General features: G+C 60.8%; 15 protein-coding genes. 7 read left to right on the forward strand and 8 right to left on the reverse strand.

Annotated elements, in window-relative coordinates; genetic code table 11:
- Positions 1 to 15: 15 nt before the first annotated feature.
- The 6 genes from KX729_RS18875 to KX729_RS18900 form a co-directional block, all read right to left on the reverse strand.
- Positions 16 to 1,311, reverse strand: a complete 1,296-nt coding sequence (locus KX729_RS18875) for a CpaE/TadZ family protein (RefSeq protein WP_219744025.1) — start codon at positions 1,309 to 1,311, stop codon at positions 16 to 18.
- Positions 1,312 to 1,333: 22 nt separating this feature from the next.
- Positions 1,334 to 2,020 (reverse strand): CpaD family pilus assembly protein, encoded by a 687-nt coding sequence (locus KX729_RS18880; RefSeq protein WP_246617688.1) that lies wholly within the window; start codon positions 2,018 to 2,020, stop codon positions 1,334 to 1,336.
- A gap of 51 nt (positions 2,021 to 2,071) precedes the next feature.
- Positions 2,072 to 3,628: a type II and III secretion system protein family protein gene (locus KX729_RS18885; protein WP_219744027.1), complete on the reverse strand. Its 1,557-nt coding sequence runs from the start codon at positions 3,626 to 3,628 to the stop codon at positions 2,072 to 2,074.
- A 13-nt stretch (positions 3,629 to 3,641) separates the two neighbouring features.
- On the reverse strand, positions 3,642 to 4,457 hold the full coding sequence (gene cpaB / locus KX729_RS18890; protein ID WP_219744028.1) for a Flp pilus assembly protein CpaB: 816 nt from the start codon (positions 4,455 to 4,457) through the stop codon (positions 3,642 to 3,644).
- 114 nt (positions 4,458 to 4,571) lie between these two features.
- Positions 4,572 to 5,087, reverse strand: a complete 516-nt coding sequence (locus KX729_RS18895; protein WP_219744261.1) for an A24 family peptidase — start codon at positions 5,085 to 5,087, stop codon at positions 4,572 to 4,574.
- Positions 5,088 to 5,182: 95 nt separating this feature from the next.
- Positions 5,183 to 5,359: a Flp family type IVb pilin gene (locus KX729_RS18900; protein ID WP_219744029.1), complete on the reverse strand. Its 177-nt coding sequence runs from the start codon at positions 5,357 to 5,359 to the stop codon at positions 5,183 to 5,185.
- A gap of 402 nt (positions 5,360 to 5,761) precedes the next feature.
- Between KX729_RS18900 and KX729_RS18905 the strand changes: the two genes are divergently transcribed.
- From KX729_RS18905 to KX729_RS18935, 7 genes are all read left to right on the forward strand, one after another.
- Entirely contained in the window at positions 5,762 to 6,175 is a 414-nt protein-coding gene (locus tag KX729_RS18905; RefSeq protein WP_219744030.1) for a pilus assembly protein N-terminal domain-containing protein, read from the forward strand.
- Between the two features lie 100 nt (positions 6,176 to 6,275).
- Positions 6,276 to 6,887 (forward strand): TadE/TadG family type IV pilus assembly protein, encoded by a 612-nt coding sequence (locus KX729_RS18910; protein WP_219744031.1) that lies wholly within the window; start codon positions 6,276 to 6,278, stop codon positions 6,885 to 6,887.
- Entirely contained in the window at positions 6,887 to 7,480 is a 594-nt protein-coding gene (locus KX729_RS18915) for a TadE/TadG family type IV pilus assembly protein (RefSeq protein ID WP_376776019.1), read from the forward strand. The genes KX729_RS18910 and KX729_RS18915 overlap by 1 nt, the downstream gene beginning before the upstream one ends.
- A gap of 99 nt (positions 7,481 to 7,579) precedes the next feature.
- On the forward strand, positions 7,580 to 8,800 hold the full coding sequence (locus KX729_RS18920; protein WP_219744032.1) for a phosphopentomutase: 1,221 nt from the start codon (positions 7,580 to 7,582) through the stop codon (positions 8,798 to 8,800).
- Entirely contained in the window at positions 8,797 to 9,777 is a 981-nt protein-coding gene (locus tag KX729_RS18925; protein WP_219744033.1) for an adenosine deaminase, read from the forward strand. The genes KX729_RS18920 and KX729_RS18925 overlap by 4 nt, the downstream gene beginning before the upstream one ends.
- A 103-nt stretch (positions 9,778 to 9,880) precedes the next feature.
- Positions 9,881 to 10,510, forward strand: a complete 630-nt coding sequence (gene upp / locus KX729_RS18930; protein WP_219744034.1) for a uracil phosphoribosyltransferase — start codon at positions 9,881 to 9,883, stop codon at positions 10,508 to 10,510.
- Between the two features lie 118 nt (positions 10,511 to 10,628).
- On the forward strand, positions 10,629 to 11,150 hold the full coding sequence (locus KX729_RS18935) for a TIGR02281 family clan AA aspartic protease (protein ID WP_219744035.1): 522 nt from the start codon (positions 10,629 to 10,631) through the stop codon (positions 11,148 to 11,150).
- 120 nt (positions 11,151 to 11,270) lie between these two features.
- On the opposite strand, the gene deoA is transcribed toward KX729_RS18935, so the two are convergent.
- Both deoA and deoC read right to left on the reverse strand, forming a co-directional pair.
- Complete coding sequence (gene deoA, locus KX729_RS18940) at positions 11,271 to 12,581, reverse strand: thymidine phosphorylase (RefSeq protein ID WP_219744036.1); 1,311 nt, start codon at positions 12,579 to 12,581, stop codon at positions 11,271 to 11,273.
- Between the two features lie 10 nt (positions 12,582 to 12,591).
- The gene (deoC, locus tag KX729_RS18945) at positions 12,592 to 13,362 is read right to left on the reverse strand and encodes a deoxyribose-phosphate aldolase (RefSeq protein ID WP_219744037.1); all 771 of its coding nucleotides are present in this window, start codon (positions 13,360 to 13,362) and stop codon (positions 12,592 to 12,594) included.
- Positions 13,363 to 13,366: the final 4 nt, after the last annotated feature.

A 13,366-nucleotide genomic window follows, 5' to 3' on the forward strand; every position in this document is an offset into this window, starting at 1 on the left:
GATGACTTCCTGCGGTTACGCCTTCTTGCGGGAAAGCATGCCGAGCACTTTGCCGAGCCCGCCCTTTTTCGCCTTCCTCACCGCTACGCGGCCAGTGACGATATGGGCGATCTGCGAGAAGGTTTCGGCGACCGGCGATTTCGCATCGATTTCCGAGATCATGCGGCCGCTATTGGCGGCATTGCCGAACAGCTGCACGTCGAAAGGAAGGATGGCGATAGGCTCGATTTCCAGCGGCTCGATGAAGTCCGCCGGGGCGATTTCCGGACGCTTCGGCATGCCGACCTGATTGAGGATGAGATGCGGTGCACGATCGTTCGGTCGCAGCTTCTTCAGCGCGTCGAGCATGTTCTTCGTGTTGCGCAGATTGGCGAGATCCGGCACCGCGCAGATGACGACTTCGTCCACCTCGGAAAGCACCGAACGGGTCCACTCGTTCCAGGCATGCGGTACGTCGAGGACGGCGACCGGCGCGCTGCGCTGCAGGAGTTCGATGATCGGCATGAAGGCGCCGCGGTCGAAATCGTAGGCACGGTCGAGCAGCGACGGGGCGGCCAGCAGCGACAGGTGCTCGGAGCACTTGGTCAGCAGTCGATCGAGGAAGACTTCATCGAGACGTTCGGGCGCGAACACGGCTTCGGCGATGCCCTGGGCGGGGTCCTGGTCGAAATCGATATTCGCCGTGCCGAAAGGCAGGTCGAGGTCGGCAAGGATCGTCTCGGTCGAAAACAGGCTGGAAATGCCGAAGGCGCAATTATGCGCGATCGTTGAGGCGCCGACACCGCCCTTGGCACCGATGAAGGCGACCGACTTGCCGAGCGGCTCGGCCTCCGGATCGACGAAGATCGTGGAAATCGATGCGAGCATGTCCGGCATCTGCACCGGGCCGACGAGATATTCGGAAATGCCGTTGCGGATCAGTTCGCGGTAGAGCGAGATGTCGTTATAGCGGCCGATGATGATGACGCGGGTCGAAGGATCGCAGACTTCTGCCAGCGGCGTCAGTTCCTCGAGCAGGTTCTTCGGCTCGGCTTCGGTTTCCAGAATGATCAGGTTCGGCGTCGGCGAGGACGAGAACATGTTGGCGGCAGCGCTGGTGCTGCCGACCGTCACGCGCAGATTGACCTTGGACATGCGCCGGTCGCGCGCCATGCGGTCCATCATCCGCTGCATGGCTTCGCTTTCGCAGAAGGCATGGATGGAAATGCGCGGCAGCGGACGCAGCGCGTCGAAATCGTCCGGACGCTCGACTTCCTCGGCAAACCGGTCTTCGGTGCCGGAAGTGCGGATTTCGTAATTGATCGCGCTCATCTGTTTCTCCGGTCCAAAGGGCTCAGTTCGTCTCGGCGCTGTTTTCGCCGCGATAGGTACTGATGACGTTGGCGCGCTGGGTGGCATCGATCGGCGTCATGCCGCGCGGCGCGACGAGGTCGGTCGGGTTGGCGATCTGGGCTGCAAGATTGTTCTGGCTGGCGCAGCCGAAATTGTACCAGTTCTTGTTGCCCAGCGTATCGTTGGACAGATCCTCCGGCCACTCGCCGCAGGCGCCGGTCATGGCCTTGGTGCTCACGAAGCTCAGGCGGATCGGCGCAGCGTCGCCGTTCGGCGAGGCACCGTAGGTGGTCATCAGGATACGGTGCGGCTTGATGCCTTCGGAAACCAGTGCACGGCGGATATCGCCTGCCATGTGTTGGGCCGCGCCGGCATTGTAGGACCCGTAGGGAACCTGGACCTGAATGACGCCGGCAGGCGTTGCCATGAACCGCTGCGCGAAACCCTTCACATTGTCCTTCATCGCCGGTGTCAGACGGACGTCACCGGATGACACCGGGATATCCATGGCGGACTGTCCCTCAGCCAGCATGATCGGATGGCGGGTGCGATAGTCGTCCGGGATCGAGCCCGTCGTCAGCTGGCTATTGCCGCAGGATGCAAGCAGCATGGCTGAAAAGGTCAGGGCAACCGCGCCGGCGATCCTGCCGCGATACCCTGCAATGTTCCTCGCTGGGCGATCAGTCATGACGTTCCGTCCTTCGGCAAAAATGTTTCGAATTTGCATGGCCATGACCGATCACTTGTAGATGAAGCCAACCGCGCCATGATACTGGCCACCCGAAACGGGCTCCTTGCGGCCGTAGATCTTGTTCATGCGGTTGAGGAAGAAGGTTGCGGCGTCGTTGTCCGGATTGAAATTGTCATCCGGCCGGGCAATCTCGTTACGGGCCACCGGGCGAACGAGGTAAGGCGTCGCGATAATGACGAGCTCCGTCTCGTTGCGGATGAAGTCCTTCGAACGAAAAAGCGTGCCGAAGATCGGAACCTTGGAAATGCCCGGAAGCCCCGACATCGCCTGGCGGACGTTATCCTGAACGAGGCCGGCGATGACGATCGAGCCGCCGGAAGGCAGTTCGACCGTGGTCGAAGCTTCGCGTTTGCGGATCGACATATAGGTGCTGCCTTGAATATCCATCGCCTTGGTATTGCCGGTGACGGCCGAGCCCTCGTAGGTTGGCTCGGAGACATTGGTCTCGATGTTCAGGCTGATACGGCCGGGGGACAGGACGATGGGCTTGAAATTGAGTTCGATACCGTAGTCGACCGAGCTGGTCGTCCGGGTAACGGTTCGCTGGCCGGTATCCTTGTCAATCGCAACTTCCTGCTCTCCGGGCAGACGGTACTGGCCGCCAACGTAGAACTTTGCCTGCTGACCGGAAATCGCCGTCAGGCTGGGTTCGGCGAGGGTGCGCATGACACCCGCCTGTTCCATGGCGTTCATGTATGTGGCAAGGCTGGTATTGCCGACCATGCCGCCCAGCGCCGCACCGCCGAAGGTGGCGATGGCGTTGCCGAGATTGGCCGGGTTGGAGAAGGAGACAGAGCCGCGCGGGCCTGAAACGGCGCCGTTAAAGCCGAGCTGCTTGAGCACCTGCCGGCTGACTTCCGCCACGGTAACCTTCAGCGTCACCTGGTCTTCGCCTTCGATCGTCAGGAGGTTGACGATCGACGATTTCTGGCGCGACTCGGCAAAGATGTCCGCGTCGCCGTTATTGCCCTGGGCCGTGATATTGCGGGTGGTCGCCTCACCGCCTTTGAGGAAGGCGTTGGCAAGCTTCTCGGCCTGGGAACTGTCCTGTGGCGTACGGACCGTGCCCGACAGCACGATGTTGTCGGAGATGATCTCGACCTTGATGTTGGATTCCGGCAGGAAGCGGCGAAGGTTGTCCTGAAGACCGGAAATATCGCGCTCGATCTCGACATCGAGGCTGACGATCTCCTCGCCGTTCGGGCCAAAGATGAAGATGTTCGTCTGGCCGACCGTCTTGCCGAACAGATAGATGCGGCGCGACGTGCGGGTGACGGCATCGGCCATGCTCGGATCGGCGACCAGGATGTCGTGTGCGTCGGACGGAAGATCGACGACCAGCGCCTTGTTGAGGCCAAGCTGCAGCCGTTTGCTGACGCCCGGACCACCCTGGGTGATGCGCACGACGCTTGCGTCGGTTGCCGCCTGGGCTTCCGGAAGCGTGAAGGCGATCGGCGCGATGTTGAACTGGACGCCGGAAAAGGAAAGGCAGAAAGCCATGCCCGCCGCTGCCGAGCTACGAATCTTTTGCTTCAGATTTCTCAACTGACCGCTCCGTTCACTTCGCCTGCGCCGTCGTCGCCGTGCTTTTCACGATCGAGCCGGATTTGATGACCTGGATATCCGCCTTGCCGTCGCCGCCATGCAGGAGATAGTCGGCAGCGACAGTGTCCGCCTCCTGGCTGTCCGCGACGGAGCGCAACGCCAGCGTCAGGCGATCGGCCATCTGCTGGGCGACCGCGATGACCTTTGCTTGATCGGGCGTCAGCTCCAGCGTCGCCGTCGTGCCGACGACGGCCTTCTTGCCGTCTTCGCTTTCCTGGATCTGCTGGTCGATGGCGAGGACGCGGATGTTGTTCAGGATGTTCTCGGTGATGTAGCCACCGCCGCCATCCTTGTTCTGGCGCACCATGATGATGTCGACGCGGTCGTTCGGCAGCACGAAACCGCCGGCGCCCGTCGCGACGGAGATTTCCGTCGCCACCGCCCGTTTGCCGGACGGCAGGAGCGACGACATGATGCGGCTCGACGAATCGGCAATCTTCTCGGCGCGCAGCGGCTCGCCCTTGAACAGCGGCATGCGCACGACGACGCCCTGAAGCTCGGTCATGGCATTCGGGCGCGCCTGGTCGGTGATGAAGCCCTCGACGATCCCGTCTTTTGGCCAGGACATCCATTCCATGGCTTTTTCGTTCAGCCGGCTGCCGACAGGCAGGCTTTCGGCGGAGACGAGAACCTTGACCGTCGGTTCCTTCTGGATGACGGTTTCAACGATATCTGGAGCCTTCGCGCCGGAAATCTTCATGGCCAGCAGGCCGGCAAGACCCGCCGCGACGACGGCAACCGCTAGAATGATGATACGGGTCGGCTTCATGGCCATTCCTTGAGGGAACACTAATTTCCCCGGAGGATGGGCCGCAATGGTGTAATTATGGTTAATAACCGGCTTACAATTGTGGTTAATGCAGCCTTTATATTTCCCGATGCGTCAATTGAACGACGCGATGGCCAGCGAATAGATCGGCGATTGCTGAAAAGTCAGGAAACCGGCAATGGCGATGGCGATGCCATAGGGAATCTTCTTGGCGGTAACCAGCGAAGCCGGCAGCGGGATTCCCATCGCCATGACCGAGTTTGAACTTGCTCGAAGCAGCAGGAACATCAGGGTGACGCCCCCGCCGACGTAACCGACCGTTACCAGGTAGGCGAGCAGCGAGTGATTGAACCCGTACCAAACGACGGTAGCGGTGAGGAGCTTGGCATCGCCACCACCCATGACGTTCATGGCGAAGAGAGCGAAGCACGCTGCGAATACAAGGCAACCCGCAACGAGACTCATACCAATATCCGCCCAGGACAGACCAATGAAAGGGGCGGTCGCAACAAAAATCGCCAATAGAGCGATTGATATCCGGTTGGGTATTGTCATGGTGAAGAGGTCGCTGATCGCGGCCAAGGCCAGACCAAGCGGCAATGCCGTCAGGATGATTGCGGAAATGATCATCATGTGGTCGGTCGATCCTCGTTCATGCCACCTGAAAGTCGCAACACGAAAAGCCGCTTCGGTGAAGCGGCTTCTCGTAACAAGGCGCGCAGGTTTTACTTACCTGCGTTGTCCAGCTTGCCTGCCAGAGCCTTGAACTGGTTGTCGAGCGAGCCGCCGAGGCTGGTCGCGCCGGCAATAAGGGCAACAGAGATGAGCGCGGCAATCAGGCCATACTCGATGGCGGTTGCGCCGGACTCATCTTTCATGAAACGAGCGAAAATCTTGGACATGGGACTCTCCTACACCACAATTGTTGTTCAGCACTTCCCGACAACTGTTTGCCGTTGTTCGGATGCGGTTAATCTACAAACGGACGATTGCTATCGGCTTAAGGAATGTCGTTACCAATCGGTTAACGTCCGTTTGTCCACGGCGTGGTAAACGAAGCCGGAAGGAAATCAGGTCAATTTGAGCGACCTGACAACGTTATATACTAATCTTCTAAAATATAATAAGTATCAACATATTAATCGCCAATTTCTGGCGCTGGCGGCAACATTGCGGGCCGTTTTTCAGGCCCTTCAAACAAGGTTAAGGCACCCTCAAGCACCCAAGACGGGACGGCTTAACCGTTCATTCACCATTCGCCTCCATTCTCTGCAAACAAACATCGCACCCAAAGGCCCATTCCAATGGCATTCCGCAGCGTACTGGTTCGTTCCATTGCCCTTTGCGCAGGCGTGTTGGCTGGAGCCAGCTCGTCGGTGGCCGAGGACGGAAGCCTGCTGCGCGTATTCATGAATCACGCGCGCGTATTGAAGCTCGACCGTCCGGTGAGCAAGGTTATCGTCGGCAATTCGAATGTGGCCGACGCGACCGTTGCGGATTCCACGACCATCGTGCTGACCGGCCGCGCCTTCGGAACCACGAACCTCGTCCTTCTCGACGCAGAGGGAAATGCCATCGCTGATGAACGCATTCTGGTCTCCATCGACGAAGGCAATACGGTACGTGTCTTCAGGCAGGTACAACGCACGATCCTGTCCTGCACGCCGAACTGCGAAGAACATGCCAATTTCCAGAACAACAGTGCAGCCTCGCCCTGATCAGGGACAGGTGGTTAAATTCCCTGAGACCGGTGCAACGGAATCTCAATAATCCGTCCGTACCATCCGAACGCTCCAGCTGGGCTGTCGGACGGAATTCATGCGCCAGGATCATGACGATACGAAAAACGAAGCACCGCGCCCCGTGAAAAAACGGTGGATCGGACGCCGGTTTGCATGCTCGCGCGATGGCAGTGCGGCAATCGAGTTCGCATTGCTCGCCATTCCCTATTTCATGATCGTTTTCGCTATCCTGGAAACCTTCATCGCCTATACGGGCGAACAGCTCGTCGCCAACGCGGTCGATACGATGTCGCGCAAGGTCAGGACAGGCAGTATTACAGCCACGACGACCAATAAGGCGGCATTCCGGCGGGCGTTCTGCGGCGAGATCTCGATCCTGATCAAATGCAGCGAGCAGGAGATCGCGACGCCGGACAAGCTTTGGCTTGACGTGCGCAATTTTTCGACTTTCGCGCTCATCCCGGGCAACGTGCCGCTCAGCGCCAACGGCGATCTCAATACAGCTACGATCAACAACTACGCGCCGGGCGCCCAGAAGACGATCAACATGGTGCGCGCCTATTATCGGTGGGATATCCTGACCGATCTGCTTCGCCCCTACATCACCAACGTGCGCCCGAGCGGCGGTCGCCCCAACTATTTCCTCATCGTGGAAACAGCCGCCTTCCGGAACGAGGACTATCCGTGATGGAAGACCTGAATCCCATGCGCCCGGCCCGGGCCAAAGGCCTTCTGATCCGCCTGAAGCGGTTCGTCACCGACAGGCGCGGTGTCGGCGCCGTCGAATTCGCGCTGATCGCTCCTTTGCTGCTCAGCCTCTATATCACCTCGTTCGAGATCACGATCGGCCTCAGCGTCGCCAAACGGGTGACGCGCAGCGCCAGCACCATCGCCGATCTGGTGACGCGCGAAACGACGGTCGACAAGACAGTCCTCGCGACCATGAAGGATGTGACGAACAGCCTTTTTGCGCCCTACACAACCAACAATCTGAAGATCAAGATCACCGGTGTCCAGCTTGACGGGTCAGGCAAGCCGACCGTCGCCTGGTCCTGGGATCAGTCCGGTGGAAAGCCCTATGCGGTGGGTGCTGCGGTCAACGTGCCGAGCGAGATGCGGACCGCTAATTCCTTCCTGATCCATTCGGAAGTCTCGGTCGACCACCAGTTGCTGATGTTCATGTCCGGCGCGGTGCCGAACAGCGTGAGCAACATCACCATTGGTCGGGAATATTTCTACCGCCAGCGCATGGGCAACGGCGTTGCATGCAGCAATTGCTGAACCGCACCTTTTGCCAATTCCGCCTCACAGCTATATGAATCCCGATTCAGACCGGCCGGCATCCGCCGACCGCCTATATGGATGAAATCCGGGTGACAGATGGCACGTGCCTTTCTTTTCGTTCTCGACAGTTTCGGTGTAGGCGGTGCCCGCGACGCGGGTGACTACGGCGATCTCGGCTCCAATACGCTTGGCCACATTGCCGAGTTCTGCGCCGCCGGCGCCGGCGACCGTGCCGACCTGCGGGAAGGACCGCTCAATCTGCCCAACATGTCGTCCCTTGGCCTTCTCGAAATCGCCAGGCTCGCAAGCGGCGATTATCCACCCGGCATGCCGATGCCCGAACGCATCTTCGGCCTGCACGGGGCAGCCGACGAGGTTTCGCGCGGCAAGGACACGCCGTCCGGCCATTGGGAGATTGCCGGCACACCGGTCAATTTCGACTGGGGCTATTTCCCGACAGAGGGCGACGCCTTTACCCCCGAACTCATCGAGGCGATCTGCCGCGAAGGCGACGTACCCGGCATTCTCGGCAATTGTCATGCTTCCGGCACCGAGATCATTGCGAGGCTCGGCGAGGAGCATATCCGCACCGGCCGGCCGATCTGCTACACGTCGGCAGACTCCGTTTTCCAGATCGCCGCGCATGAGGGCCATTTCGGTCTCGACCGCCTGCTGAAGCTTTGCGAAGTCGTGCGCGTGTTGCTTGATCCGCTGAATATCGGCCGGGTGATTGCCCGTCCCTTTGTCGGCGAGAGCGCGGAAACCTTCGAGCGCACCGGCAATCGTCGCGACTATTCCGTCCTGCCGCCGGAGCCGACGCTTCTCGACCGGCTGATCCGCGGCGGACGCTCCGTGCATGCGGTCGGCAAGATCGGCGATATCTTTGCGCATCAGGGCGTTTCGCGCATCATCAAGGCGAGCGGCAATGCGGCGCTGATGGATGCGACGCTCGCCGCCATGGACGAGGCGTCCGTCGGCGATCTCGTTTTCACCAATTTCGTCGATTTCGACATGCTTTACGGCCATCGCCGCGACGTGCCGGGTTATGCGGCGGCGCTTGAACGTTTCGACCTGATGCTGCCGGACATCCATCGCAAGCTGCAGCCGGGCGATCTGGTGGTGCTGACCGCCGATCACGGCTGCGACCCGACCTGGCGCGGCACCGACCACACCCGCGAACGCGTGCCGATCATGGCCTTCGGGCCGGGCATCCGCTCCCGCTCGATCGGCATTCGCTCGACCTATGCGGATATCGCCGAGACCATTGCCGAACATCTTTCGATACCGGGCGGCCAGCACGGACAGAGTTTTCTATGACACAACACCTTCTCAAAGCCGAAATCCATTGCCACCTCGAAGGCGCTGCCCCGCCGGCGCTTGCCGAGGCGCAGGCCCGCAAATACGGCGTCGAAACCAGCCATATCCTGCGCGACGGCGCCTATGTCTGGTCGGACTTTGCCGAGTTCATCGTCTGCTACGATGCGGTCGCCTCGCTGTTCAGGACGGCGGATGACTACGCGCTGCTGACCAAGACCTATCTGACGGAACTCGCTGCGGCGAACACGATCTACAGCGAAATCATCGCGTCGCCGGACCATGGCGAGCGGATCGGGCTCGGAGCGGATGCCTATTTCGCCGGGATTTCCGACGGCATTCATGCCGCACGCGAAAAGACCGGTATCGAGGCCCGCATCATCATCACCGGCGAGCGGCATTTCGGACCTGAGCGCGTTGTGCAGGCGGCCGAATATGCCGCGAAGGCGAAGAACCCGTTGGTAACTGGCTTCAACATGGCCGGCGAGGAACGGATGGGCCTTGTGGCCGATTATGCGCGTGCTTTCGATATCGCCCGCGACGCCGGTTTCGGCCTCACCATCCATGCCGGCGAAATCTGCGGCGCCTTCAGCGTTTCCGATGCGCTCGATCTCATAAAGCCGGCGCGGATCGGCCATGGCGTGCGGTCGATCGAGGACGCTGCCCTCGTCGAACGGCTGGCCGAGCTCGGCACAGTTCTGGAGGTTTGCCCGGGTTCGAATATCGCGCTCAAGGTCTTTCCGGATTTCGACAGCCATCCGCTGAAGCGCCTGAAAGAGGCCGGCGTGCGCGTTTGCCTCAATTCCGACGATCCGCCGTTCTTCCATACGTCGCTGGCCCGCGAATACGAGATTGCCGCCAACGAGATGCAGCTTTCGGATGCCGAGATCAACGCGATGACGCGGACTGCGCTGGAAGCGGCCTTCGTCGACGAGGCGACACGGGCGAAGCTTCTCGCGCGGTTCGACGCGCAGGCCTGAAGACTGGCCTGAAGACGGCGAGACTGGGGATGAAGCACGGCTGGCCGCTTGCCGAACCGCGCTTTTTGCTCAAATAAGAAAAGATCACAACGAGGGGAAGCTCATGGACGGCGTCACAGTCATCGATCACCCGCTGGTGCAGCACAAGCTGACGATCATGCGCAAGAAGGAAACCTCGACGGCGGGCTTCCGGCGGTTGCTGCGCGAAATCTCCATGCTGCTCTGCTATGAAGTGACCCGCGACCTCGACCTGACGCTGGAAACGATCGAGACACCGATCACGCAGATGCAGGCGCCGATCGTCGAAGGCAAGAAGCTGGTTTTCGTATCGATCCTGCGCGCCGGCAACGGCCTGCTGGAAGGCATGCTCGAACTAGTGCCGTCGGCGCGTGTCTCGCATATCGGCCTCTATCGCGACCATGAAACGCTGCAGCCGGTCGAATATTACTTCAAGGCGCCGGACGATCTCGACGAACGCCTGATGATCGTCGTCGACCCGATGCTCGCCACCGGCAATTCCGCCATCGCCGCCATCCAGAAGCTGAAGGAGCGCGGCGCCCACAATATCCGCTTCCTCTGCCTGCTGGCCGCGCCGGAAGGCATCAGGAACTTCCAGGCAGCGCATCCGGACGTGAAGATCTACACGGCCTCGATCGACAGCCATCTCAACGAGAAGGGCTATATCGTGCCCGGCCTCGGCGATGCCGGCGACCGTATGTACGGCACCAAGTAATTCTTTAGAATTTCCTTACCAAGCTTTGGAAATCAACGGCCCGTGGATCATTCCGCGGGCCGTTTTCTTATGCTTTTCGCGCTAAGGAGAATCTTCGCCACTGCCGAAGAGGAAGCCCATGCTCCTGCGCACCGTGATCTTTGCTGCCTTTGTCGCGGCCGCCGCCACGCAAATTCCGGCTGTTGTCGCGCTTGTCGGTAACCAGCCGGAGCCGGTACCCGCCGCAAAACCAACCGAAAAAGCCACTGTCCAGCCCGCCTCCGTCACGCCCGGCAGCACGATGCTGGAAGCCGATGGCCGCGGTCACTTCAACGGCACGTTCAAGATGAACGGCAGGTCGGTCGACGGCATGGTCGATACCGGCGCCTCGTCGGTGGCGATCAACGAGAGCACCGCGCGCAGGCTCGGCTTCGGCGTCAACAGCCTCGATTTTCGCTATTCCGTGAACACCGCCAATGGCAATACTGAAGCGGCACGCATCGTGCTGGATCGGGTCGAGATCGGTAATGTACGGGTGCGCGACGTCGAAGCCCTTGTGCTGCGCGACAAGGCACTTTCCGGCACGCTGGTGGGGATGAGCTTTTTGAAGAAGCTGAAGTCGTTTCAGGTAGAAGCGGGTAGTTTGAAGCTGGTTCAGTAGGGGTCGGCGGCTCCGCGAGTTCCCCTCTTCCCCCTTGCGGGGAAGATTGGAGGGTGCCGTACCGCTTTCGCCCTACGCATTTCCCGCGCGGACGGGGCAAGCCAGTCCAGCTATCCACCATCAGCCGATCCGGCTGATCACGACCGGTCGAGCAGCCGGTGCCTGCTCCGATATCTCATAGAAACGAGCCACACCCGCCGCGATGCGAGCCGCATCGTCTTCGCTCTTTGCATGCACCGTTGCGATCGGCTCTCCCTCTTCCACCCGCGTACCGAGCGGCAAGAGATCGCTGATGCCGACACTATGGTCGATCGGATCGGAGGGACGTGTGCGGCCACCGCCGAGTTCGACCACCGCAAGACCGAGTTCACGGGTCTGACAGGAGGCGAGATAACCGCTATGCGGCGCATGCACCCGCAGCCGGACCGGCGCCTTCTGCAGATAGCTGTCCGGCCGCTCGCAGAAATCTGCCGGGCCGCCCAGCGCATGCACCATGCGGGCGAAATGCTCCATCGCCTCGCTGGATGACAAAGCAAGCCGGGCGCTCTCCTCGGCGTCAGCAAGATCGAGTGCCACACCAGCCTGAACCAGCATTTCGGCAGCCTGCGCGATCACTGCGGTTTCGAGCCGCGTTCCGGTCTTCAGCCCCGCCAGGAAATCCAGGCAATTGACGATTTCCACCGCATTGCCCGCAGCATCGGCCAGCGGTTCGTTCATGTCGGTCAGCAGTGCGGCGGTCTTTACCCCTGCCCCGTTCGCCACCTCGACCAGCGAGCGCGCCAGTTCCTCTGCCTTTTCCCGGCTGTCCATGAAGGCGCCGTTTCCGACCTTGACGTCCAGCACGAGGCTGCCGAGACCGGCGGCGAGTTTCTTCGACAGGATCGATGCGGTGATCAACGGGACCGACTCCACCGTCGCCGTCACATCACGAATTGCATAGAGACGGCGGTCGGCGGGGGCGAGGTCGCTCGTCTGCCCGATAATGGCACAACCAACCTCGTCAACCACTTTTCGGAACAATGTCTCATCCGGGGACACGTTGTAACCGGGGATCGACTGCAGCTTGTCCAGCGTGCCGCCGGTATGGCCAAGGCCACGGCCGGAAATCATAGGAACCGCCAGTCCGCAGGCCGCAACGATCGGCGCCAGCATCAGCGAGACATTGTCGCCGACGCCGCCGGTCGAGTGTTTGTCGGCGATCGGCCGTGCCGCGCCGTCCCATTTCAGCACTGTCCCGGAATCACGCATTGCCAGCGCCAAAGCCACCGTCTCATTTCGGGACATGCCCCGAAAGAAGACAGCCATGGCGAAGGCCGCCGCCTGGCCCTCGGTGATTTCTTCCTTGGCCAATGCTGCAATGAACGCCGATATCTCTTCTGCGCCAAGTATTTCACCGTCGCGTTTGCGACGGATGATCTCTTGAGGGATCATGAGGAGCCTGTCAGTAGCCGCCGGAGGCGCGCAGCGTCGCATTGCCGCTCAGCACGCCGAGAATGTCATCGAGCAGGCTGGAGGCGCCGAAGCGGAAGGTGGAGGGCATGATCCAGTTCGGCTGCATGATGGTCTGCGCCAGGCGAAGATAGAGATCGGCATCCGCCACGGTGGAAATGCCGCCGGCCGGTTTGAAGCCGACGCGCTTCTTCGAGTTCTGGATCGCCTGCAGCATGATGTCGGCCGCTTCCAGCGTGGCGTTGACGGCGACCTTGCCGGTGGAGGTCTTGATGAAATCGGCGCCGGAGGCGATCGCCAGTTCCGAAGCGCGGCGGATGATGCCCGCATCCTTCAGTTCGCCGGTCTCCAGAATGACCTTGAGGCAGGAATTCGGGCAGGCAGCGCGCACGGCTTCGACCATCTCGGTGACGGAAGCATCATCGCCGGCCAGGAGCTTGCGATAGGGGATGACCAGATCGATCTCGTCGGCGCCGTCTTCGACCGCCTTCTTGGTCTCGTCGATCACGGTCGCAACCGGCAGATCGCCGGACGGGAAATTGACGACGGTGGCGATCCGAACCGCATGGTCCGGACCAAGGATCGAACGGGCATAAGCGACGAAACGCGGCCAGATGCAGATGGCGGCCGCATTGCCATAAGGTGTCTGCGCCTTGGCGCACAGTTTTTCGATCGCGGCATTGTCGCAGTCGTCGCGCAGGTTCGTGAGGTCGAGTAGCGATAGCGCGAGAGCTGCCGCTTCGCGTGGGCTCAGGAGTTCCATGGGC

Source organism: Neorhizobium populisoli (genome assembly GCF_019430945.1).
Taxonomy (GTDB): domain Bacteria; phylum Pseudomonadota; class Alphaproteobacteria; order Rhizobiales; family Rhizobiaceae; genus Neorhizobium; species Neorhizobium populisoli.